The 22,294-nt window shown below is 62.5% G+C and carries 23 protein-coding genes; 3 read left to right on the plus strand and 20 right to left on the minus strand.

Going from position 1 to position 22,294, the window contains the following annotated elements; genetic code table 11:
- Positions 1-9 precede the first annotated feature (9 nt).
- From AC0L2V_RS14275 to AC0L2V_RS14285, 3 genes are all read right to left on the minus strand, one after another.
- Entirely contained in the window at positions 10-873 is an 864-nt protein-coding gene (locus AC0L2V_RS14275; RefSeq protein WP_473520415.1) for a quinoprotein dehydrogenase-associated putative ABC transporter substrate-binding protein, read from the minus strand.
- A gap of 1 nt (position 874) precedes the next feature.
- Positions 875-1,396 (minus strand): c-type cytochrome, methanol metabolism-related, encoded by a 522-nt coding sequence (locus tag AC0L2V_RS14280; protein WP_287073835.1) that lies wholly within the window; start codon positions 1,394-1,396, stop codon positions 875-877.
- Between the two features lie 176 nt (positions 1,397-1,572).
- The gene (locus AC0L2V_RS14285; protein WP_473520416.1) at positions 1,573-3,471 is read right to left on the minus strand and encodes a methanol/ethanol family PQQ-dependent dehydrogenase; all 1,899 of its coding nucleotides are present in this window, start codon (positions 3,469-3,471) and stop codon (positions 1,573-1,575) included.
- Between the two features lie 673 nt (positions 3,472-4,144).
- Between AC0L2V_RS14285 and AC0L2V_RS14290 the strand changes: the two genes are divergently transcribed.
- Positions 4,145-4,498, plus strand: a complete 354-nt coding sequence (locus AC0L2V_RS14290) for a hypothetical protein (protein WP_023797678.1) — start codon at positions 4,145-4,147, stop codon at positions 4,496-4,498.
- Positions 4,499-4,544: 46 nt separating this feature from the next.
- On the opposite strand, the gene AC0L2V_RS14295 is transcribed toward AC0L2V_RS14290, so the two are convergent.
- From AC0L2V_RS14295 to AC0L2V_RS14320, 6 genes are all read right to left on the minus strand, one after another.
- Positions 4,545-5,408: a quinoprotein dehydrogenase-associated SoxYZ-like carrier gene (locus tag AC0L2V_RS14295; RefSeq protein ID WP_091596815.1), complete on the minus strand. Its 864-nt coding sequence runs from the start codon at positions 5,406-5,408 to the stop codon at positions 4,545-4,547.
- Between the two features lie 113 nt (positions 5,409-5,521).
- The gene (locus tag AC0L2V_RS14300) at positions 5,522-6,493 is read right to left on the minus strand and encodes a quinoprotein relay system zinc metallohydrolase 2 (RefSeq protein WP_473520417.1); all 972 of its coding nucleotides are present in this window, start codon (positions 6,491-6,493) and stop codon (positions 5,522-5,524) included.
- Positions 6,494-6,529: 36 nt separating this feature from the next.
- On the minus strand, positions 6,530-7,270 hold the full coding sequence (locus AC0L2V_RS14305) for an ABC transporter ATP-binding protein (RefSeq protein ID WP_473520446.1): 741 nt from the start codon (positions 7,268-7,270) through the stop codon (positions 6,530-6,532).
- Entirely contained in the window at positions 7,239-8,018 is a 780-nt protein-coding gene (locus AC0L2V_RS14310; protein WP_473520447.1) for an ABC transporter permease, read from the minus strand. The genes AC0L2V_RS14305 and AC0L2V_RS14310 overlap by 32 nt, the downstream gene beginning before the upstream one ends.
- Before the next feature lie 44 nt (positions 8,019-8,062).
- Entirely contained in the window at positions 8,063-9,046 is a 984-nt protein-coding gene (locus AC0L2V_RS14315) for an ABC transporter substrate-binding protein (protein ID WP_473520418.1), read from the minus strand.
- Positions 9,047-9,088: 42 nt separating this feature from the next.
- Positions 9,089-9,298 carry a hypothetical protein gene (locus AC0L2V_RS14320; RefSeq protein WP_023797684.1) on the minus strand — a complete coding sequence of 70 codons (210 nt, stop codon included), beginning with the start codon at positions 9,296-9,298 and terminating at the stop codon, positions 9,089-9,091.
- A 593-nt stretch (positions 9,299-9,891) separates the two neighbouring features.
- On the opposite strand from AC0L2V_RS14320, the gene AC0L2V_RS14325 reads away from it, so the two are divergent.
- Positions 9,892-10,272, plus strand: a complete 381-nt coding sequence (locus AC0L2V_RS14325) for a c-type cytochrome (protein WP_027151302.1) — start codon at positions 9,892-9,894, stop codon at positions 10,270-10,272.
- A gap of 174 nt (positions 10,273-10,446) precedes the next feature.
- Here AC0L2V_RS14325 and gph read toward each other — a convergent pair whose 3' ends face one another.
- The 10 genes from gph to AC0L2V_RS14375 all read right to left on the minus strand — a co-directional run bounded on the left by gph (position 10,447) and on the right by AC0L2V_RS14375 (position 20,425).
- Positions 10,447-11,148: a phosphoglycolate phosphatase gene (gph, locus tag AC0L2V_RS14330; protein ID WP_473520419.1), complete on the minus strand. Its 702-nt coding sequence runs from the start codon at positions 11,146-11,148 to the stop codon at positions 10,447-10,449.
- Positions 11,145-11,705: a thioredoxin family protein gene (locus AC0L2V_RS14335; RefSeq protein WP_473520420.1), complete on the minus strand. Its 561-nt coding sequence runs from the start codon at positions 11,703-11,705 to the stop codon at positions 11,145-11,147. Before AC0L2V_RS14335 ends, gph begins: the two co-directional genes overlap by 4 nt.
- Before the next feature lie 22 nt (positions 11,706-11,727).
- The gene (rpe, locus tag AC0L2V_RS14340) at positions 11,728-12,414 is read right to left on the minus strand and encodes a ribulose-phosphate 3-epimerase (RefSeq protein WP_473520421.1); all 687 of its coding nucleotides are present in this window, start codon (positions 12,412-12,414) and stop codon (positions 11,728-11,730) included.
- Between the two features lie 61 nt (positions 12,415-12,475).
- A complete protein-coding gene (gene cbbX, locus AC0L2V_RS14345; protein WP_473520422.1) occupies positions 12,476-13,414 on the minus strand; it encodes a CbbX protein in 939 nt (312 codons plus the stop codon).
- A gap of 8 nt (positions 13,415-13,422) precedes the next feature.
- Positions 13,423-13,857 carry a ribulose bisphosphate carboxylase small subunit gene (locus tag AC0L2V_RS14350; RefSeq protein ID WP_023797690.1) on the minus strand — a complete coding sequence of 145 codons (435 nt, stop codon included), beginning with the start codon at positions 13,855-13,857 and terminating at the stop codon, positions 13,423-13,425.
- An 18-nt stretch (positions 13,858-13,875) separates the two neighbouring features.
- Positions 13,876-15,369, minus strand: coding sequence for a ribulose-bisphosphate carboxylase large subunit (locus tag AC0L2V_RS14355; RefSeq protein WP_023797691.1), 1,494 nt, complete (start codon positions 15,367-15,369; stop codon positions 13,876-13,878).
- Between the two features lie 21 nt (positions 15,370-15,390).
- On the minus strand, positions 15,391-16,470 hold the full coding sequence (fba, locus tag AC0L2V_RS14360; RefSeq protein ID WP_473520423.1) for a class II fructose-bisphosphate aldolase: 1,080 nt from the start codon (positions 16,468-16,470) through the stop codon (positions 15,391-15,393).
- A gap of 13 nt (positions 16,471-16,483) precedes the next feature.
- Entirely contained in the window at positions 16,484-18,490 is a 2,007-nt protein-coding gene (tkt, locus tag AC0L2V_RS14365) for a transketolase (RefSeq protein WP_473520424.1), read from the minus strand.
- 10 nt (positions 18,491-18,500) lie between these two features.
- Positions 18,501-19,373 carry a phosphoribulokinase gene (locus AC0L2V_RS14370; protein ID WP_473520425.1) on the minus strand — a complete coding sequence of 291 codons (873 nt, stop codon included), beginning with the start codon at positions 19,371-19,373 and terminating at the stop codon, positions 18,501-18,503.
- Between the two features lie 5 nt (positions 19,374-19,378).
- Positions 19,379-20,425, minus strand: coding sequence for a class 1 fructose-bisphosphatase (locus AC0L2V_RS14375; protein WP_023797695.1), 1,047 nt, complete (start codon positions 20,423-20,425; stop codon positions 19,379-19,381).
- Positions 20,426-20,544: 119 nt separating this feature from the next.
- On the opposite strand from AC0L2V_RS14375, the gene AC0L2V_RS14380 reads away from it, so the two are divergent.
- On the plus strand, positions 20,545-21,501 hold the full coding sequence (locus AC0L2V_RS14380; protein WP_473520426.1) for a LysR family transcriptional regulator: 957 nt from the start codon (positions 20,545-20,547) through the stop codon (positions 21,499-21,501).
- Between the two features lie 43 nt (positions 21,502-21,544).
- Here AC0L2V_RS14380 and AC0L2V_RS14385 read toward each other — a convergent pair whose 3' ends face one another.
- Positions 21,545-22,159, minus strand: coding sequence for a TetR/AcrR family transcriptional regulator (locus AC0L2V_RS14385; protein WP_473520427.1), 615 nt, complete (start codon positions 22,157-22,159; stop codon positions 21,545-21,547).
- Positions 22,160-22,294: the final 135 nt, after the last annotated feature.

A 22,294-nucleotide genomic window follows, 5' to 3' on the forward strand; every position in this document is an offset into this window, starting at 1 on the left:
CGTTTCTCGTCATTGCGTGATCGGATTATCGTGTTCGTCGATCAGCGGCACATCAAAGTCCAGCAGGATCCTGGTGATCTCCGCCTGGTTTTCCCTGATCACCCGGTTGAGCGTCCGCTTCCATTCCTGGTCGGATGGACGCACGCCCATGGTGATGCGGTATGACATGCGCGAGCCGGTCTTTTCCTTCACCAGCGGAACGATCGTGAGATCGGCGCCGAGTTGCTTGGCGTAGTAGCCTGCCATCGGTCCCCACATGACCGCCGCATCGATCTTGCCGGCGAGCATGTCCTTGATCATGACTTCCCCCATGGAAGGGGTGAGGCGGGTATCCACCGCCAGCGGATAGATCTTTGCCGTTCGCATGAGCTTGTTGGCGGCCATGTTGGCCGTCGGTGGTGTGCTTTCGACGACGCCGATCCTCTTGCCGGTGAGTTTCGGATCCTCGATGGTTTCGACGCCTTCCATGTCGTTGCCCTTCGGGTGCACCAGCACATAGGACGAGCGATAGTAGGCGTTGGTGTTCTGCACCAGTTCATCGCCCTGGGCATAGCCCATGATGATGTCGCATCGGTTGGCGGCCAGCGTGTTGCGCACGAAGCCGGCGACAAGAGGAAACCATGTATAGGCGACGGACTTTCGGCCGGTTTTCGCGGCAACCAGGTCGGCCAGCCGGTTTTCGAAGCCTTCGCCGCTCTCGTCGGTGAACGGCATGTTCGAAGGATCGGCGCAGACTCGCAGAATGTCTGGGTCGACCAGTTCGCCCGCGGCACCAAGGCCGGCGTCCTGCGCCTGGGCGTTCGCAGGCAGCAAGGCGAGTGCGCCGAGCATCGGCAGGACAAAACACAGCTTCAACGCGTCACGGCCAATCATATCATCCACCCATGCAGGATGCTTCGGCATCCTTCGCTGCCTGTGGCTTGTCTGCTTTCTTCGGCGGCCTGCCGCGCGGCGCCGCACCGTCGGCGCGGGCACGCAGATAGACGTAGAGATCATCCATGTAGCAATAGACGTTCTTGTTTTCGCCAAAGGCAGGCATGACATTTTCCTTGCCGCCGCCGACATTCTTGCGGCCCTCGGCGACGATCGAGATGAAGGTCGCGTAATCCATTGTTTTCAGGCTGTTGAGCAGGGCCGGCGCATAGCTCGAACCGGTGCCGTCCGGTCCGTGACAGACATGGCAATCGGAGTGATACCGGCGGTAACCGCTGAACGTGTACCAGTCGACGGCTCCGTTTTCGATCTTGAAGGTCGGATTTCCCTCCGCGTCGAAATGCTTGCCGCCTTCTTCCGTCACGGCCTTGGCTTTTTCAGCGCTGTCCTGGGCTTGCGCGAGGCTTGAACTTGCCAGAGGCAGCGCCAGGGCGAGAGCGGAAATTACAATGCGAACGGACATTCAGTCTCTTCCTTCATTTCTTGATTTCGCCTGCACACGGTCTTGCTGTCGTGAAGCGGCATGGATCGATGTGGGTGCGCGGCGAAATTGAGAGCCCGGTCCTGGCTTCCCGGTGATCCGGGCTCTCGCTTTTCAAGCCTTGGTCTTCTCACAAGCCCGAGGCGTGCTCCCGTATATCAGTCCGGGAGGCCGAAGACGGTGAGCTGGCCACCCAGCGTCGTGTAGTCGGCAAGTGCTGCGTAGCCACCGACCGCGCCCAGACCAGCAGTCCCAACGACCGCAGCCTCGTCGCCTTGCGCACGGCCCTGATCGACGGCGCCATGCCAGGCAGCGGCGTTTTCGGGCGAAAGCAGTCCACCTGCCAGACCGATACCAGCCCATCCACCGACGCCGGACAGAACGGCGATGTATTGCTTGCCGCCATGCTCGTAGGCCGTGATGTTGCCGATGATGCCGGACGGGGTCTTGAACTTGTAGAGTTCATTGCCGTCATGATCGACTGCCTTGATGTAGCCCTCGAGCGTGCCGTAGAAGACGACGTCGCCGTCAGTCGCCAGCGCGCCCGACCAGACCGAGAACTTCTCGGGCTTGGACCAGACGATCTCGCCCTTGGCAGCATCCCAGGCAATGAAGTTGCCCATGTGGTCGGCTCCGGGGGGAGGATACATCGACACGGTGGCGCCCACGTAAGGCTGACCGGCGGTGTAGCTCACCTTGTAGGGCTCATAGTCCATGCAGACATGGTTTGTCGGCACGTAGAACAGACCGGTCTTCGGCGAATAGGTCGCCGGCTGCTGGTCCTTGGTTCCAAGCGCGGCCGGGCAGATGCCCGTCGAGTTGGTGTCTTCGCCGTTCTGCTGGGTCGAATATTTGGCGACCACCTGCGGGCGGCCGTACTGGTCGCTGCTGGGGTCCATGTTGACTTCCGTCGCCCAGTTCACTGCCGGATCGTATTTCTTGGCGACGAGAAGCTCGCCATTGGCGCGATCCATGGTGTAGGCAAAGCCATTGCGGTCGAAGTGCACCAGCACATCGCGCTTGGCGCCCTTGATGTCCATGCCGTCGACAAGGATCATCTCGTTGACGCCGTCATAATCCCACTCGTCATGCGGGGTCATCTGGTAGAGCCACTTGGCCATCCCGGTATCCGCATCGCGAGCCATGATCGTCATCGACCAGCGATTGTCGCCTGGCCTCTGGACCGGGTTCCAGGTCGATGGATTGCCGGTGCCGTAGTAGATCAGGTTAAGCTTGGGATCATAGGCGTACCATCCCCAAGTCGTGCCGCCACCGGTCTTCCACTGCTCGCCTTCCCAGGTGTTCGTGCCCGAGTCCGCGCCGACTGGTTTGCCGAGATGGGTGGTCTTTTCGGGATCGATCAGGGTTTCTGCATCGGGTCCCGTCGAATAGGCCCGCCAGGCAAGCTTGCCATCCGAAAGATTGTAGGCCGAGAGGTGGCCGCGAACACCATATTCGGCGCCAGAGATGCCGACGATAACCTTGTCCTTGACGACCACAGGCGCCGACGTGCCGGATTCGCCCTTTCCGCCGTCGATCTGATCGCCGTTCTTGACCGTCCAGACGACTTTGCCGGACTTGGCATCGAGCGCCACGACGGTGGTGTCGGCCTGGTTGAGGATGATCTTGCCGTCACCATAGGCGACGCCACGGTTGACCGTGTCGCAGCACATGATGCCAATAACATTCGGGTCTTGCTTGGGCTCGTATTTCCAGAGGATCTTTCCGTCATCCTTGAGATCGAGAGCATAGACGGTGTTCGGGAACGGCGCGTGGACATACATCACATCGCCGATGACCAGCGGCCCGCCTTCATGGCCGCGCAGCACGCCAGTGGAGAAGGTCCACTTGACCTGCAGGTTCTTCACATTGTCCTTGGTAATCTGGTTGAGCTTGGAAAAGCGGGTGTTGGCGTAGTCACCCGTCTGCATCACCCAGTCCTTGGGATTCTCGGCCATTTTCATCAGTTCTTCATTGGCCGACGTCATGTGGACCGCGCCGAACGACATGAGCGCCGCGGTCGTTAGTAGGTAGGCAGTTTTCGCTAATACACGCATCAAAGTCCTCCCAGGGTGCACAATGACGAATCGTCCGTTGAGCCCACCAGGGCTTGCCCAAGCGATTCATGTGGGGGAAGTATTTCCGGCAGCGTGTCACGACCTAAGCCGAATGAGCAGAGGGCACCGTTACTGCCCATCCCACCTGGCCTACGAAAGACTGTCGCCGCTCCCTAATTGACGGTGACGCCCTTGAAGCCGGAAACAGGATGAAGCTATGTCATCCCCAGAAGGAAGGCAAGAAAAATCACTTCCATCTATGTTGCACTGCAATATAGAGAAATAGATATGAAAAAATCCGGACTGAAAGCTATTGATCGACTGTGGATGAAGCGCGATTTATATAAGTGGTTAAATTTTACGTATTTTTTGGGCAAAATGTATTGATTTTTATTTGGGAATATTCGCTGGATCGTATGATTTTAAGTATGCGCGCGTAGCTTCGGGTGCCGATAGTGGAGGAGACCTGAAATCAAGCTCAGCACCAGGATTCGGAGCCGATGTTCGTGCTGTCGGGGAGGCCTTTTGCCGGCCGGGACGGCCCTGTCCTTTGGTACTATATGGCCTGCATGAGAACTTGACGGGCGTGGCGACAGGAGGCCAACTGGTGCGGTGATCCGTCTCGATCCATTGGGCTCGATCTGTCACGTTCCGGGCCAATCGGAGGTTCCCCATGATCAGATATGTCGGCTTTTCGAGCTTGCCGCTGTTGCTCACGTCGGCCCTGGCCTTCGCCAATCCGGCCGGCGCCGCCTCAGATTATCCGACGGTGACGGTTGTCGACTATGTGCTCGGCTGCATGCAGACGAATGGCCAGACACGTCGGGCGCTGGAGAGCTGTTCCTGCTCGATCGACGTCATCGCCTCGATCCTTCCCTTCGAGGACTATGAAAGGGCCGAAACCTTCAAGAGCATGTCCCTGACGACAGGGGAGCGTTCGGGACTGTTCCGCGAAAGCGCGCCGGCAAAAGCCGCAAGCACGGGACTGAAGCGCGCGCAGGCGGAAGCCGACGTGCGCTGCTTTTAGACGCTGTGTAAGACCGCCGACGGCGGCTGCATACGGTTTCGAGGCTTCAAAGCCCCGTAGCCTCCAGCGGCCATTGATTGCGAAATACCTTGCCGTCCGTATCGATCGCTTCGACCTGGATTTGGCCAGTGCCGTGCGCGGTGAAATCGAACCGGAAATTGGGATCTTCCGAAATCGATATCCCCCCTTCCATCGACAGGATCAGCCGGTCTGCCTGCGAGACCGACAGTTTCTGAACGAAATGCGCGGGGATGAAATACTGGGTCAAGGGGTTGCGCTGCAGGCCCGAATTGTTCGGGTGGCGGATCATCAGCTGCAATTCCTGCGCCTTTGTCATCGTCTCTTGCGGCGGGAATTGGCGCAGCTTCATCTGCCCCATCGTTGCCATCGCTTCGTCCTGGTTCTTGAGCGCCGGGGCGGAGCATCCGCCTGACGCCTTGACGAAGGTCTGGGCCATGTGAAGCTCGCCGCCCTGCGTCTCTGCTATGGCACGCAGATAGGAATAGTCGTCGACGCGCACGCGCGTCGACAGATGTGTCACACCGGCGTCCTTGCCGATCTCGAACGTCGCCGCTACCGGCGCTGGATTGACGTCGATGATCAAGGTGACGGATTTGATGCCGGCGGGCGCCTTGGCCGGGTCGATATAGATGTCGACGGGCACGATGGCGGCATCCTGCGCCCGCTTCGGCGCCTCGATCCTGACGACGCCGCTATCGACCAGAATTGCCCGATCGCCGAACACGTCGCCTTTCATATCCTGCCAGATCCTGTCCGAAGAGGCGGTTGTTTGCTGGGCGTTGGCGGCTCCGGAGGCGCCAAAGAGCGCGCCGATGGCCAGGATGATCGCGGCGAAGATGGCTGCGAGCGGCAAGCCGAGCTGCCGGCTCCGGTAAGCGTGGTTCTGCATTTCGATGCCTCCACCAATGTCAGAGAGGTGGTGCCCAGGCCAATGTCGAGGATAGACCCTTGAGGATGCGTTTGGCAAATCGATCCACCACGTCCAGCGCTCGTCGCTGTGACCTATTCCCATTCGAGTTCGGCAAAGGCGGCTGTTGCATTGCGCTCGTTGTAGTCGTCGAACAGCTGCCAATTGCTCCGTTCGCTTGCGCCGGCGGTCTTGACGGCGTCGCGGAGCGGCGTCCCGTCGGCGATCGCCTTGCGAATATCGCGCGCCAGAATTTCGAAATAGCGCCGCTCTGCCATCAGCGCCTGCGGCCAGTCGGCCGGCACCGGGCCGTGACCCGGCACGACGCGCGTGGCGCCAATCGCGGCGAGCCCATCCATCTGGCGGAGCCAGCCGAGCAGCGATCCGTCGAGCGTCGGCAAGGAACCGATGAAAACCAGATCGCCGGCAAACAGCGTGCGCGTCGCGCTGTCGAAGACGGTCAGGTCGTTGTCGGTGTGAGCCGCCTTCCATGCCTGCAATTCGAGCACGCGCCCGCCGAGGTCGAGCTGCAGGCGATCGTCGACCAGCATCGTCGGCGGTATGATCTCGATCCCTTTGATGAGCGCGTCGCCGATCTGTTCGCGAAAGTTCTGCAGGTAGAAGGCGCCGCGCGCCTCGAGGGCGCGCGGCAGATTGTGGTGGCCGACGATGGTGGCGCCGATCTGCCGGAACGCCGCGTTGCCGAAGACATGGTCGGGGTGCATGTGGGTGTTGATCAGGTAGCGGACCGGCTTGGCGCTTATCTTGCCTATTTCGGCGATGAGGGCGTTCGCCTCGATCAGGCTGCCGCCGCTGTCGATGACGGCGACGGCGTCGGCGCCGACGACGACGCCGAGGTTGGAGATCGCGCCCTGGTTGGCGGCGCTCATCAATTCATCGACGCCCTGGAACGCGAAGACGCCGTCGGCGACTTTCCTGAGCTTGAATTCAAGGCCATAGGCTGCGGCGAGAGCGGCCCGCCCGAGGCAACAGGGCAGCATCGCGGCGCTGACCGCGGTGCAGGCGAAGCCGTTCACAAGCTTGCGTCGTATCCTGTCGATCGGCATGGCTTCCTCCCGATATGGTTCCGAACTGTAAGGCGATCAGGCCACGCCCGGAAATTTTTGCTGGAACGACCGTAAAAGGTCGCTCATCACCTGTGGATTGCGATAGTGCCGCGGCAGCCTTACGTCGAACATGCCGAGCACATGCGCCGGCCGCTGCGCGAGCACGATGATGCGGTCCGACAGCATCAGGGCCTCGCGCAGATTGTGGGTTACCATCAGGGCGGTCGTGGGCCGCGCCGACCACACGGTCAAAAGCAGGTGCCGAAGCCGCTCGGCGGTCCGTTCGTCGAGTGAGGCAAAGGGTTCGTCCAGGAACAGCACCGCCGGTTCGGTGGCGAAGGCCCTGGCAAGCGCTGCCCTGCGGGCAAGGCCGAGCGAAAGCTCCGCCGGATAGAGCGCGCGCATGCCGGCGAGGCCGAGCGTGTCGAACAGCCCGTCGAGGTTCTTCGTCCTCAGGCTTTTCGGCAGCGCCAGCCTGACATTCTGCTCCACCGTCCGCCACGGCAGCAAGACCGGCTCCTGGAACACGGCGGCGATCCGGTCGGAGCCGCCTTCAGGCAGCTGGAACGAGCCGGAAAAGTCCTTGTCCAACCCAAGCAGGATGCGCAGCGTCGTGGTCTTGCCGCAGCCGGACGGCCCCAGCAAGCAGGCGAATTCGCCTTGCCGGACCTCGAAGGAAAGGTCCTGGAGCGCCGTGATCGAGACGCCTTGCGTGGACCTGAAAGTCTTTTCGGCGATGTCGACCCTAAGCGGGACGACGGCGCCAACGGGTTGCATGTCGTTCAACGGGCTGCACCAGAAGGAGTTCGATGACAAGCATCACCGCCACGAAAGCCAGGGTGTAGGCAAGTATGGCGGCGACGTCGAAGAGCTGGAAATAAAGATAGATCTGGAAGCCGACGCCGTTGGAGCGGCCGAGCAGTTCGACCACCAGGACGATCTTCCAGATGAGAGCGATGCCGGATCGTGAGGCGGCGGCAAGATAGGGCTGCAGTTGCGGCAGCAGGACATGGCGAGCGCGGTCGAGGAGACCGAAGCGGTAGACGGCGGCCATTTCGGCGTAACTCGGATCAAGCGCCCTGGCGCCCTCGCGCATCGTCACCACGACATTCGGGATCTTGTTGACGGCAACCGCGCCAATCGCCGCCGCTTCGTTGAGGCCGAACCAGATGTAGGCAAGCACGATGACCACCAGCGCGGGAATGTTGAGGAACAGAACCACCCAGGGAGCGAAGAACCGGTCTGCGCTGCGGTGGCTGCCGAGGAGGACGCCGATGACCGAGCCAACGACCATAGCGACGACATATGCCGCGGCAACCCGGCCGAGCGTCGCGCCGAGATGGTAGAAAAGATCGCCGTTCGCCGCCTCTGCGAGCAGTACCTGCCAGACCTGTCCCGGCCCTGGAAAGGCACGGCTCGGCCAGGCATTTGCCGCAAGGCCCCACAGCAGGCCAAGCCCGAGCAGAGAGGCCGCGACCGTCAGCACCGGTGTCAGCGCCGCTGCCAGGCCGGATTGGCTGGACATGCCGGCCGCAGCGCCAGGCGGGCGATCGCCGGTGTCAGGTGCGCTCATTGCGGGGGTACCTGCCAGAACGTGCCGGGCGCCATCTCGGGCGCGCGGCCGACCAGCTTTTCGCCGCCGATCTCGGCCAGCACACGATAGAGCTTGCCGGCGTCGGCCGCATCCTCGGCGACCGGGCGTCTGGGAATGCCTTCGCGGTAGCGGTTACGCAGTTTTGCCAGTTCCTCGCCTTGCGCGCGGATATCAGGCGCAAGGCGCAGCCACTCGTCGTCGGATCGGGCCAGCAAGTCCTTGGACTGCGCCGAAGCCTTGATGAAGCCCGCGATAGCGTCCGGATGTTCGTTCGCCCATTTGTCATGAAAAACATAGCCGAGCGCCGATACGGCGCCTGAGGCACCGAGCGCTTTCGCCGCAGCATCGGCGCCGATCAGGCGACGAAAGCCGTTGGCCTCGAGGCGGGCGCAGAAATGCCAGAAATTGAGCACCGCATCGAGCTCGCCCTGCATCGCCTTTTCCGAAATCAGCGGCGGCGCGCCAAAGACGATGTCGCTGGTTGCCGGCAGGTCGAGGCCGTGATCGCGTCTGGCCAGCGCCTGGATCAGCAGCCAGCTTTTGTCGAGAGGTCCGCCGGCGACGCCGAGCTTTTTTCCCCTGAGATCGGTGATCGTGCGGATCGGCGCTCCCTCCTTCACCATGATCGCCCCGACGGCGGTCGAATAGGGGACCAATGTGAGGTCGACGCCTTCGGAGCGCTGGCGCGAGACCCACAGCCAGTCGGAGACGATCATGTCGATCGCGCCGGCCAGCAAGGCGACGTTGGTTGCATCCTCGCCGGCGAAATCGACGACCTCCAGATCGATGCCGTTGGCTGTGTCGAATCTGTGGTGCTTCAGCGTGTCAAGCGCCCAGCTCACGGTGCCGAATTTCAGCACACCGATGCGAATCCTGTTCGTGGCGAAGGAGGGCTTTGGGACAAGTGCCGCGGCTGTTCCAAGAGCCGCCAGCCGGAGCGTTCCTCGACGCGAAATCATGATGATGTCTCCTCCCGGGGCCGTAACGGGCCGGGGCGCCGATCAGATCGCACGGTCTTTGTTCGGCAAAGCGCATTTCCAGCGCTTGACCTTGAGGGTCGGGTGTTCCTGCGACCATTTCGCGATTTCGGTGGGCGCCAGCATCATGCATTGGAACAGAGAGCCGCGGCTCTCGAAATAGAGATGTTCGTCTCGGCAATTGCCCGGATTGGCAATCAGGCAAACCGTCAAGATGAGGTCGACCATATCCATTCAGCACCTCTTGCGCGCTTGAAGACGCCCGCTTTGACGAGATCCGGCCCGATCCGCGAGCCTGGACGAAATCGCCAACTGCCGGAGTCCCGAGGTGCCCATGGAAAACCGGAATGGTTTGAGGCTACGCGCTCGCCCGATGGCCGTCAATCGCGCCGTGGGTGAAGCTGCCGATCTCCCCCTTGCGGGGGAGATGCCCGGCAGGGCAGAGGGGGGTGCTGTCCCTCCGACCTGTCGATCAATTACAGCCACACCCTCAGGCTGATTTCCGGTTGGGATGGATAAAGCCGAAAGTTGGCGATCCTTCCCACCCCCCTCTGTCCTGCCGGACATCTCCCCCGCAAGGGGGGAGATTGGATGTCGCTTCGGCTTTCGCCAGCCTTCAACGCTGGAAGGCAGCGCAAACCCGAAGCGACTGCCTTGAACTTGGGTAGCGGTTGACATCGCTCATCGGCCGGGTAGCTTCCAGGGTGCAGGCGCTGCAACTCCACAAGGGAGACGTTTTCGCTCTGCATAAAACGATGCATGCCGATGATCAGACAAAGGCATGCGCTAGTCGTCCAGGGCACCTTGACGATCAATGAGGAAATGCCATGCGTGCAGTCGCATTTTTCGCCGTCGTGTCCGTTGCGACGTTTATTACAAACCAATCGCAGGCACAGGATGCCGCCGCGGGTGAGAAGGTCTTCGCCAAGTGCAAGGCCTGCCACGTCGTCGACGAGGACAAGAACAAGATCGGCCCGTCGTTGAGCGGCGTCATCGGCCGGACGGCCGGCACGCATCCGGGGTTCAAATATTCCAAACCGATGGCCGAGGCGGGCAAATCCGGCGTCAAATGGGACGAAGCCACGCTGACGAATTATCTTCGCGACCCGAAGGGCATGATCAAGGGTACGAAGATGGCGTTTCCCGGCCTCAAGAAGGACGAGGATCTTGCCAACGTCATCGCCTATCTGAAGCAATACTCCAAATAACCCGGTTTTTCCGCAGGAAATAACCCGGTTTTTCGCAGGAAATAACCCGGTTTTTCCGCAGGAAATAACCCGGTTCTTCCCCCGGAAGTAACCCGGTTCATCCCCCGGAGTAACGCGACTTCGCCGGCCGTTCGCAAACTGCGTTCGGCCGGCGCCCGCACTGGTTGGCGCCGGTCAAGCGGCGTCTTGCAGCCTGCGCATGGCGGAAGGCAGATCGAGCAGGCCATCGCAAACGAGGTCGGCGCCAAGCGCTTCAACGGCAATTTGGGTGTAGCCGCCACGCAGCAGGATAGCCGGCATGCCGGCGGCGCGGGCGGCGGCCACGTCGGCGCCGCTGTCTCCGACCATCAGCGCGTCACGAGGCTCGACCTGAAGCTGGTCGAGCGCCAGCAGCAGAGCGTCGGGCGCCGGTTTCAGGCAAGTCACCGCGTCTCCGCCGACGATCGCGCCGAGATGCTCCGTCAGCCCGAAATGCAGCAGGATTTCGCGAGCCGCCAGCTGCGGCTTGTTGGTCACCACGCCCATGGCTATTCCGCTCAAATGGAAGTGGGTGAGAACCTCCCTGACGCCGGGCATCAGCGTCGTCAGGCCGGTCAGATGCCTGCGGTAGATGGGCGCCATGGCACGGTTGGCCTCGTCGAGGGCGCTGCCGAGGAGCGGCGCGCCGGATGCCGCGAAGGCTCGCTCGACCAGTTTCCTGACGCCGCCGCCGATCATCGCCCTGACCTGTTCCAGGCGCAGCGGCGGCAGATCGCGACCGGCCAGCAGCTCGTTGACCGCGGCGGTTATATCGGGCGCCGAATCGACCAGCGTGCCGTCGAGATCGAACAGGATCGCCTTCGGCGATCGAAACGGCCTACTTATGCCGACGTTCATGCGGCGTCCTTCCACTTGATCGAGCAGCCGATCGAAGCGATCTGGTCCAGCGGTCCGTCGCCGGTTCGTGCAATTTGCCTCATCGCCTCGAAAAGGTCGCGTCTTAGTCCGGACGGCGGTCCAGCGTCGCGCCGCGCCGCGTCCAGCCGGCCGCGATATTGCAGCGTCAATTCGCTGTTGAACCCGAAGAAATCCGGAGTGCAAACGGCTCCATAGGCACGCGCCACCGTCTGGCGCTCGTCGTGGAGGTAGGGGAAAGTGAAGCCGTTCGCCCTGGCGAAGAGTTTCATGTTGTCGAAGGAATCATCCGGATAGGCGTCGGCATCGTTGGAGCTGATCGCGACAAAGCCGATGCCTTCGGGCTTGAGGTCGCTGGCATCGCGGACGATGCGTGAAATCACCGCCTTCACATAAGGGCAGTGGTTGCAGATGAAGGCCACCACCAGCCCGTTCGGACCGGCGTGGCTGAAGATCGAATGCGATTTGCCGTCGACGCCGGGCAAGACGGCATCGATGGCTTGCCAGCCGAAATCGCAGACAGGTGGGATTGCCCCCATGTTGTCCTCCGATGAAATGGTTTTACGCGGCTTTCCGGATCGCGCCGTCGGCTGCCTGCCTGATGGCGCCGATATTGGCGCGATAGGCCGCCTCGCTGCCGCCCTTGAAGATAGCCGAGCCGGCGACCAGCACATTGGCGCCGGCCGCGCTGACCAGCGGGGCGGTCTCGGGGGTGATGCCGCCGTCGATCTCGATGTCGATCGGGCGATCGCCGATCAGCGCCTTGACCCGCCTGACCTTGTCGACGACCGCCGGAATGAAAGCCTGGCCGCCGAAACCCGGATTGACCGTCATCAGAAGCACCAGATCGAGCCGGTCGAGCACATATTCGATGACGCTTTCCGGCGTCGACGGGTTCAGCGACACGCCGGCCTTCTTGCCGAGATTCCTGATCGCCTGCAGCGAACGGTCGAGATGCGGCCCGGCCTCGGCATGCACGGTGATGATGTCGCAGCCGGCATCGGCGAAGGCGGCGAGATAGGCGTCGGCCGGCGCAATCATCAGGTGACAGTCGAAGACCTTGTCGGTTCGATCGCGGATCGCCTTGATCACCGGCGGACCGAAGGTGATGTTGGGCACGAAATGACCGTCCATCACGTCGAGATGGATCCAGTCGGCGCCCGCCCGGACGACTGCTTCGACCTCGTCGCCGAGCCGCGAGAAATCCGCAGAAAGCACCGAGGGGGCGATGATTGTCTTGGTACCCATGGTCGTCGGCTCCATTCCGTCTTCGGTTTCCGGTCGCTGCACACCAACCGGCGTCATCGTGTCAGCGCGCCCTCGTCTCCGGTTCGCCTTCGAGCTTGCCTTCCGCGAACACGCGGCTGCCGCGAATATCGGATTCCTCAATGGTGATAAGGTCGGCCTTCGTCAACACCCGGTCGCGCGACGTGAAAAGCCGGTTGGCCTGGCGAAGCCGCGCCCGGTCGAGCCCATTGCGGACCGAGCGAGCGTTGGAGAAATGCGGCAGCCGCATGCGGATCGGCAGGTACTCTTCGAGCGCCTTGGCCGCCGCCTCGCTGAGACGATAATTCTGTTCCGCCAGCATGATCTCGGCGATCGATTTGAGCTCGCCGACGCCGTAGTCGGGAAAGTCGAGGTGGTGGGCGATGCGCGAGCGCATGCCGGGATTGCTGTTGAAGAAGCGGTCCATCTTGTCCTTGTAACCGGCAAGAATCACAACCAGGTCGTCACGGTTGTTTTCCATGCATTGCAGCAGGATCTCGATCGATTCCTGGCCGTAGTCACGTTCGTTCTCGGGCTTGTAGAGATAGTAGGCCTCGTCGATGAAAAGCACCCCACCCATGGCGCGCTTGATCACTTCGCGGGTTTTGGGCGCGGTGTGGCCGACATACTGGCCGACGAGATCGTCTCGCGTCACTGCGACCATGTGGCCCTCGCGGACATAGCCGAGACGATGCAGGATTTCGGCCATCCTGAGCGCCACGGTGGTCTTTCCGGTGCCGGGGTTTCCGGTGAAGTTCATGTGCAGGGTCGGCGCGCCCGAGGTCAGGCCGAACTTGCGGCGAAGCCGGTCGACCAGGAGCAGCGCCGCGATCTCGCGGATGCGGGTCTTGATGGGCTTCAGGCCAACGAGTTCGCGGTCGAGCTTGCCCAGCACCTCATCGATGTTGGACGCCTCGAACTCGGCCTGCAGATCGACCGATTCGTCCGGCGCGGCAGTGCCCTTTGCTATCGCGTCCAGCATGGTTTCGGCTAGCTCCGCTCGCCTTCGGGCCTGTCGGTCGCATAAGGCACGATCGAATAGCCCTGGCTGCGGCCGTCGCGCTCCTGGCGCAGCAGCCGGAACCCGGGTTCGTTGGGCGGCCGGTTGACGATGAACGACATGCGCGGCGCTTCCCAGCCCTTGCTCGAATCGAAGGCAGTGACCCGGACATACATGTTGGGCATGGCTTTCCGGCAATTGTTGACTTCAAGCAGGATGCCCGCCGGGTCCTTCAGGTCGAACATCGGGTTGCCGTACATTTCCCAATAGGTGTTTCGCGGATGCGGATCGTCAGTGTACTCGACGCTGACCGCCCAGTGGTTTTTCAACGCGTATTTGATCTGCGCCGAAATCTGCTCATCGGTCAGGTCGGGCAGGAACGAAAACTGTCCCTGCGTGACCTTGTTTCCCGGATTGGTCATCATGGCGACGGTTCCTTTCGTCTAGAAGCTGGGCGTTGCGGTTGGCACGAAGTCGGCCGTGTCAGTCGATTCGTAGTTGAAGGTGACGTCCTTCCAGGTCTCCAGGGCCGCCTTCAGCGGCGTGCACCATCTGGCCGCCTGTTCGAGGATTTTGGTGCCTTCGCGCAGATAGTCGCGACCCTCGTTGCGGGCGAGGATCATCGCTTCCAAGGCGACGCGATTGGCCGTCGCGCCGGCCTGGATGCCGTCCGGATGGCCGATCGTGCCGCCGCCGAACTGCAGGACGACGTCCTCGCCGAGATAATGGATCAGCTGGTGCATCTGGCCGGCATGGATGCCACCCGAGGCGACGGGCATCACCTTGTTGAGCGAGGCCCAGTCCTGGTCGAAGAACAGCCCGGTTTCGAGGTTCTGCGGCGTGCGCTCCTCGCGCAGCGTGTCATAGAAACCCTTGATCATCAGCGGGTCGCCTTCCAGCTTGCCGACAACGGTACCGGCATGGATGTGGTCGACGCCGGCCATCCGCATCCATTTGCAGATGACGCGAAAATTCATGCCGTGGTTCTTCTGGCGCGAATAGGTCGAGTTGCCGGCGCGGTGCAGGTGCAGGATCATGTCGTTGCGGCGTGCCCATTTGGCCATCGACTGGATCGCCGTGTAGCCGATGACCAGGTCGATCATGACGATGCAGGAGCCAAGCTGTTTTGCGAATTCGGCGCGCTCGTACATCTCCTCCATCGTGCCGGCGGTGACGTTGAGATAATGGCCCTTGACTTCGCCGGTGGCGGCCGACGCCTTGTTCACGGCCTCCATGCAGTAGAGGAAGCGGTCGCGCCAGTGCATGAACGGCTGCGAGTTGATGTTCTCGTCGTCCTTGACGAAGTCGAGGCCACCCTTCAGCGCCTCGTAGACGACGCGGCCATAGTTGCGGCCTGACAGGCCAAGCTTCGGCTTCGTCGTCGCGCCGAGCAGCGGCCGGCCGAACTTGTCGAGCCGCTCGCGTTCCACCACGATGCCGGTCGCCGGGCCCTGGAAGGTCTTCAGGTAAGCCACCGGGATGCGCATGTCCTCGAGCCGCAAGGCCTTGACTGCCTTGAAGCCGAACACGTTGCCGATGATCGATGCGGTCAGGTTGGCGATTGAGCCCGGCTCGAACAGGTCGAGGTCGTAGGCGATGTAGGCGAAGTACTGCTGCTCGGTCTTGGTGCCGGGACCGGTGTTCGGTACCGGCTCGGATCTGAACGCCTTGGCGCGGTAGAGTTCGCAGGCGGTCAGCCTGTCGGTCCACACCACCGTCCACGTCGCGGTGGAGGATTCACCGGCGATGGCGGCCGCCGCCTCCTCGTGGTCGACGCCTGGCTGCGGCGTGATCCGAAACATGGCGATCAGGTCGGTCTCCTTGGGCCGGTAATCCGGCTCCCAGTAGCCCATCTTCTTGTAGGGGATGACGCCCGACTTGTAGCGTTCCTTGCCTTCCTTGAGCGTGCCAGCTGACGGCATGTCGATCTTGTTCATGACAGGTCTCCTGTTTGCCGCTCAGGCGGCTTTCGCGGTTGCGATTTGCGGGTCGAGTTTTCCCGCGGCATAACGTTTGGCCATCTCGTCCATGGCGATGACCCTGATCTTCGAGGCGTTGCCCGCGGTGCCGAAGCGCTCGAAGCGATCGCGGCAAAGGTCGCGCAGGGCATCCATGGCGGGTTTCAGGAATTTGCGCGGATCGAATTCGCGCGGGTCCTCCGTCGCGACGCGGCGGAACTGCCCGGCCATGGCCATGCGGCAATCGGTGTCGATGTTTACCTTGCGCACGCCGTAACGGATGCCGCGCTCGATCTCCTCGACCGGAACCCCAAAGGTCTGGGGCATCTCGCCGCCATATCGGTTGATGACGTCCTGCAGTTCCTGCGGCACCGAGGAAGAGCCATGCATGACCAGATGCGTGTTGGGCAGCTTTTCGTGGATCGCCTCGATCACCTGCATGGCGAGGATGCCGCCGTCGGGCTTGCGGCTGAATTTGTAGGCGCCGTGCGAAGTGCCGCAGGCGATCGCCAGCGCGTCGACCCGGGTGGCGGTGACGAAGTCGACCGCCTGATCGGGATCGGTCAAAAGCTGGTCGTGGGAAAGCGCGCCTTCGGCGCCATGCCCGTCCTCGGCCTCGCCCTGGCCGGTTTCCAGCGAGCCGAGCACGCCAAGCTCGCCTTCGACGGAAGCGCCGACCCAATGCGCCATGCGTGCGACACGTTCGGTGATGGCGACGTTGTAGTCATAGCTCGCCGGCGTCTTGGCGTCCGCCACCAACGAGCCGTCCATCATCACCGAGGTGAAGCCGTGGCGGATCGCCGAAAGGCAGGTGGCTTCGTTGTTGCCGTGGTCCTGATGGATGCAGAGCGGAATGGCCGGATGCATTTCGGTCAACGCCTCCATCATCTTGGCCAGCATGATGTCGTTGGCATAGGAGCGGGCGCCGCGCGAGGCCTGGATGATGACCGGTGCGTCGCAGGCCCTGGCCGCCTCCATGATGGCAAGGCCCTGTTCCATGTTGTTGATGTTGAATGCCGGAACGCCATAGCCGTGCTCGGCGGCATGGTCGAGAAGCTGGCGAAGGGTGATGCGGGCCATTTTGGGGTCCTTCCTAGATGATGAGCTTCAGCGCCGCTGCGGCGACGGCTTCGGGCGTGATGTCAAAATGCCGGTAGAGATCCGGGGCAGGGGCGCTGGCGCCGAAACCGGCCATGCCGACGAAAGCACCGGTGTCGCCGATCCAGCGGTCCCAGCCGAGCCGTGCTGCGGCTTCGACGGCGACGCGCGGCGCCGAGCCGAGGACCGCCTTGCGGGTGTCGGCATCCTGTTCCTCGAACAGCTCCCAGCACGGCATCGAGACGACGGCGGCGGCGATGCCGTGCTCGGTCTCCAGCCGTTCGGCGGCGGCAACGGCGATCTCGACCTCCGAGCCGGTGGCGATCAGCGTCACGGCGCGGTGTCCGGCCGGCTCGCGCAGGATGTAGGCGCCCTGGCTCGACCGGTTCTCGTCGCTGTGTGCCTGGCGCAGCATCGGCAGGTTCTGGCGCGAGAGCACCAGCACGCTCGGCCGGTTCTTGCTCTTCAGCGCCAGTTCCCAGCACTCCGCCGTTTCGATGATGTCGGCCGGACGGAAGACGTTGAGGTTGGGCGTTGCCCGCAGCATCGCCAGGTGCTCGATCGGCTGATGGGTCGGGCCGTCCTCGCCGAGACCGATGGAATCATGGGTCATCACATAGATGACGCGCTGGCCCATCAGCGCCGAGAGCCGCATCGCGCCGCGGGCATAGTCGGCGAAGCACAGGAAGGTGCCGCCATAAGGCACGAAGCCGCCATGCAGCGCGATGCCGTTCATGGCCGCAGCCATGCCGTGCTCGCGGATGCCGTAGTGGATGTAGCGGCCGGCATAGGCACCAGGCGCTATGCGATCCATGCCCTTGGTGATCGTCAGGTTCGAGTGCGTCAGATCGGCGGAGCCGCCGACGGTCAGCTCGGTTTCGGCGTTGATGGCGCCGAGCGCCATCTCGGAGGCTTTTCGCGTTGCGACCTTGGTCGCCTTTTCGACATGCTCCTTGCGGAAAGCGGCGAGCGCTTCGAAGACCGCGTCGGGCAGGGTGCCGGCGACCGCACTCTCGAAGGCCTGGCGCTGCGGCGAGGCGGCAAACCGCTGCTCCCAGGCGTGCCGCGCCGCTTGCCCGCGCTCGGCAATTTCGCGCCAGGCGAAAAGGATGTCGTCCGGCATCTCGAACGGCGCGCAGGCCCAGCCGATGTTCTCGCGCGTCGCGGCGATCTCGGCATCGCCCAGCGGCGCGCCATGCGTCTTTTCCGAGCCGCCCAAATTGGGCGCGCCCTTGCCGATCACCGTTCGGCAGGCGATCAGTGACGGTCGGTCCGACTGCTGCGCCGCTTCGATTGCCGCAGCGACGGCTTCCGTGTCGTGGCCGTCCACCGACTGCACATGCCATCCGGCGGCTTCGAACCGTGCCGGCTGGTCCATCGATGTCGACAGCGACGTCGGTCCGTCGATCGAGATCGCATTGTCGTCCCAGAAGATGATCAGCCGGGCGAGCTTCAGGTGACCGGCAAGGTCGATCGCCTCGTGGCTGATGCCTTCCTGCAGGCAGCCGTCGCCGGCGATCGCGTAGGTGAAATGATCGACGAGATCGGCGCCGTGGCGGGCAGCCAGCATGCGCTCGGCCAGCGCCATGCCGACGGCGGTCGAGATGCCTTGTCCAAGCGGACCGGTCGTCGTCTCGATGCCAAGCGCATGGCCATATTCGGGATGTCCGGCGGTGCGGCTGCCCAACTGGCGAAACCGCTGCAATTGCTCGATCGGCATGTCTTCGTAGCCGAGCAGGTAGTGCAGCGCATATTGCAGCATCGAGCCGTGCCCGGCCGAAAGCACGAAGCGGTCGCGATCGGGCCAGTTGGGCGCCGACGGATCGATGTTGATGAAGCGGCTGAACAGCACCGTCGCAACGTCGGCCATGCCCATCGGCATGCCCGGATGACCGGAATTGGCCTTTTGGACGCTGTCCATCGCCAGTGCGCGAATGGCGTTCGCCATGTCGCGCTCCGAGACGGCGGCGACGGGCTTCAGGGCTGCTGCTTGGCTGTTCATGGCGTCCTCCTCACGACACACGGTTCTTGCGTTCGATCAATTGCAGGATGAGCGGCGTCAGGATCAGCTGCATGGCAAGATCGAGCTTGTTGCCTGGCACCACTATGGAATTCGGCCGCGACATGAACGAGTCGTGGATCATCGAAAGCAGGTAGGGGAAATCGATGCCGCGGGGATTGGCGAAGCGGATGACCAGCATCGATTCGTCGGGCGTCGGGATCCAGCGCGCGATGAATGGGTTTGACGTGTCGACGATCGGCACACGCTGGAAGTTGATGGCGGTCTGCGAGAATTGCGGGACGATGTAGCGGACATAGTCCGGCATGCGGCGCAGGATGACGTCCATCACCGCCTCGGTGGAATAGCCGCGGGTTGCCCGGTCGCGATGGATCTTCTGGATCCATTCGAGATTGATGACCGGCACCACGCCGATCCTGAGGTCGGCATGCCTGGCCAGGTCTATCTTGTCGGTGACGACGCAGCCATGCAGGCCCTCGTAGAAGAGCAGGTCGCTCGGCGGGAATTCGCGCCATTCGGTGAATTGTCCGGGCGGCGTGCCGTACTGCTTCTCCTCGTCCTCGTCATGGATGTAGGTGCGGGTCTTTCCGGTTCCGCGGCGGCCATATTCCTCAAACACCTCTTCGAGGATTGCGAGCTCGTTGGCCTCGGCATGGAAGTGGGTGAAGTTCGGATTGCCCGCCTTCTCCTCCTCCGCCACCTTGACCTTCATCGTGGTGCGGTCGTAGCGGTGAAAGGCGTCGCCTTCGATGAAGGCGGCGTCGATGTTCTCGCGCCGGAAGATCAGCTCGAAGATGCGCTTGACCGAGGTGGTGCCGGCGCCTGACGACCCGGTGATGGTGATGATGGGGTGCTTTGCCGACATGATGCTCAGGCCCTGAACAGGCCGCGGCGGCTGAACAGCGGCGCACGCTCGCCGATCGCGCTGGGCTCGGTGTGGTAGCGGGTGATGCGTGCGACCTCGCGCGCCGATCCGAACACCACGGGCACGCGCTGGTGCAGGCCCTCGGGCTCGATTTCGAGGATGCGGGTGATGGTGTCGGTGGCGGCGCCGCCTGCCTGTTCGATGAGATAGGCGATCGGGTTGGCCTCGTAGACGAGGCGCAGCCGTCCCTGGCGGTAACCCTTGCGCTTGTCGCCTGGATAGAGGAACACGCCGCCGCGCATCAGTATGCGGTAGCAGTCGGCGACGAGGGAAGCGATCCAGCGCATGTTGAAGTCCTTTCCGCGTGGGCCTTCAGTGCCTTCGAGGCAGTCGTCGATGTAGAGCCGCACCGCCTCGTCCCAATGCCGGTAGTTGGCGGCGTTGATGGCGAACTCCTGGGTACGCTGCGGGATGATCCGGCTCTCGTAGGCCTGGACGAAGGTGCCGAGCCTGGTCGAGAGAACGAAGACATGCGTGCCGCTGCCGAGCGACAGGACCAGTGCCAGCTGCGGCCCGTAGATGAAGAAACCGGCGCCCAGCTGCTTCACGCCCGGCTGCAAAAAAGAGGCGGCCGGATTTTCGTCCGGCGCGCCAGTTGCAGGGAGGAGCGAGAAGATCGTTCCGATCGACACGTTGGTGTCGATGTTGGAAGAGCCGTCGAGCGGGTCGATGGCGATGGCGAGAGGCGCCTGGCTGTCGAGCAGGACCGGCTGCTCCAGTTCCTCGGAGGCGTAGAGCGCGACCGGAGCGTGGCGCATGGCATCGAGGAAGATGTCGTCGGCGAAGATGTCGAGATCCTTCTGGATGTCGCCGTCGGCATTGGCGCTGCGGGTCCCGGCAAAGGCGGTGCCGAGCACCCCCTGATTGATTGTATTGCGGACCTTGGTGGCGGCCTGCGTCAGCTGACGAACGGTCGCGACGACTGCCGAACGCAGTTCGTCGGGCGGGCCGAGATAGGAATTCAGAAATGCGTCGAGCGTTGCCGCTGGCATCGTAACCTCCCGATCCAGCCGCAACTCCTCCGGCCGGATTGGGGAATGAGAACAAACTGCCATGGATAAGTAAAATTCAATAACTTTACTTTCGTGCTAAAAAAAATTTAGTATGGCGCATGAGAAACCTCACGCTCAAGCAATTCAAGACCGTTCAGGCCATCATCAGCCATGGAAAAATCGTTAGCGCGGCCAAAGTGTTAGGCTTGTCTCCTCCAGCGGTGACGATCCAGTTGCGGCAGGTCGAGGAGGAGTTCCAGTTGGCCTTGTTCGATCGGACGTCGGACGGCATGCGTCCGACTGCCGCAGGTCTGGCCTTCGTCGAGACGGCGCAGGCGATCGAGGAGCGGCTTCGCCTGCTCGAAGACAAGATGGATGCGATCAAGGGCGTGCGTATCGGCAGCTTGCGGCTCGGCGTCGTTTCCACCGCCAAATATTTCGCGCCGCGGCTGATGGCCGGCTTCATGAAGGAACATCCCGACATCGACATGCGGCTCGCCATCGGCAACCGCGCCGAAACCATCAACAGTCTTAAGAACCACGACATCGACATCGCGCTGATGGGACGCCCGGCGAGGGAAGTCCCGGTGCGTGCCTCGGTCTTCGGTGATCACCCGCTGGTCATCATCGCGCCGCCCGACCACCCGCTGGCCTCAGTGCGCGAGATATCCAAGGAGCGGATCGCCGAAGAGCATTTCCTCATCCGCGAGCCCGGCTCCGGCACGCGCATCTCGCTGGAAATCTTTTTGAGCGACGTGCCCGGCCGCATCGACGATCTCGGCGTTGAAATGGGCTCGAACGAGACGATCAAGCAGGCGGTGATGGCCGGGCTGGGCATTGCCTTCATCTCTGCCCACACCATCGCCGCCGAAACCGAAGCCGGCCGGCTGGTCATCCTCGACGTCGTCGGCATGCCGATCCGCCGGCAATGGTTTTCGGTGATGCGCAGCGATCACGCGATCTCGCCGGCGATGGCGACGTTCCACGATTTCCTGATGCGCAAGGGCGCGATGTACCTGCCGCTGTTCGGCAAGCTCTATCCGCACGAAGGACCGAACATTGGAGGTCGCGCCTGAATTGAGGGCGGAATGCGTCGCTGGCAGCCGCCTGCCAGGGCGGCTAGTTCGATTTGCCGAGAGCTTTCAGGACAAAGCGAATCTGCGTGCGCAGGCCCGCTTCGGTGTCTTTACCGTGTTGAACGCAGTGCTCGATCAGAATCGGGTGGAAGAACGGCGTGAACGCGGCGTTGACCGCACGCGCCGCTTCTGCCGGGTCCTCGACCTTGAGTTCGCCCGCCTCGGTCCCCTCGCGAATGATCGCCTCAAGGATTTCCAACATTCGCTCGACATGCGCCTTGATGACCGCCCGATTCTCGCGCAGGGCGGCGACGATCAAGTCGTGCATGCTTCTTTCCTTGATCAATTTCGTCTTGTTGTGCTGGTGAACGGCGGTCAGGAGCCGGTCGAGTTTCTCCAAGGCCGGCGCGTTGGTGCGTGCGATCGCAACGGCGATGTCCGCGACCTCGTTCACGACCTGCCTGCAGATGGATTCGTTGATTGCATCCCTGGAGGAAAAGAAACGGTAGACGTTCGCCCGGCTCATGCCGAGTTCGGAGGCGATGTCGGCTACCGACGTCTTATGGTAGCCGATGCGGCGAAAATGCGCCTCCGCCACCTCCAGGATGCGAGCCCGCACCTCGTCGGGATCCGTTCGCGGTCCGACCGGATGATTCATCGATGTCTCCAGAACTGATGATGGATTTGCCGGGCTCGCCCTGAACGTTCATTTGCAAGCGGTAAGGTCGTGCCGCTGGCCCTGCCTATGTTCAGGCAAAGCCAGCGAGCGAAACCCGCCGCCACCGCAACAGAG

This window comes from Mesorhizobium sp. WSM4814 (assembly GCF_055811595.1).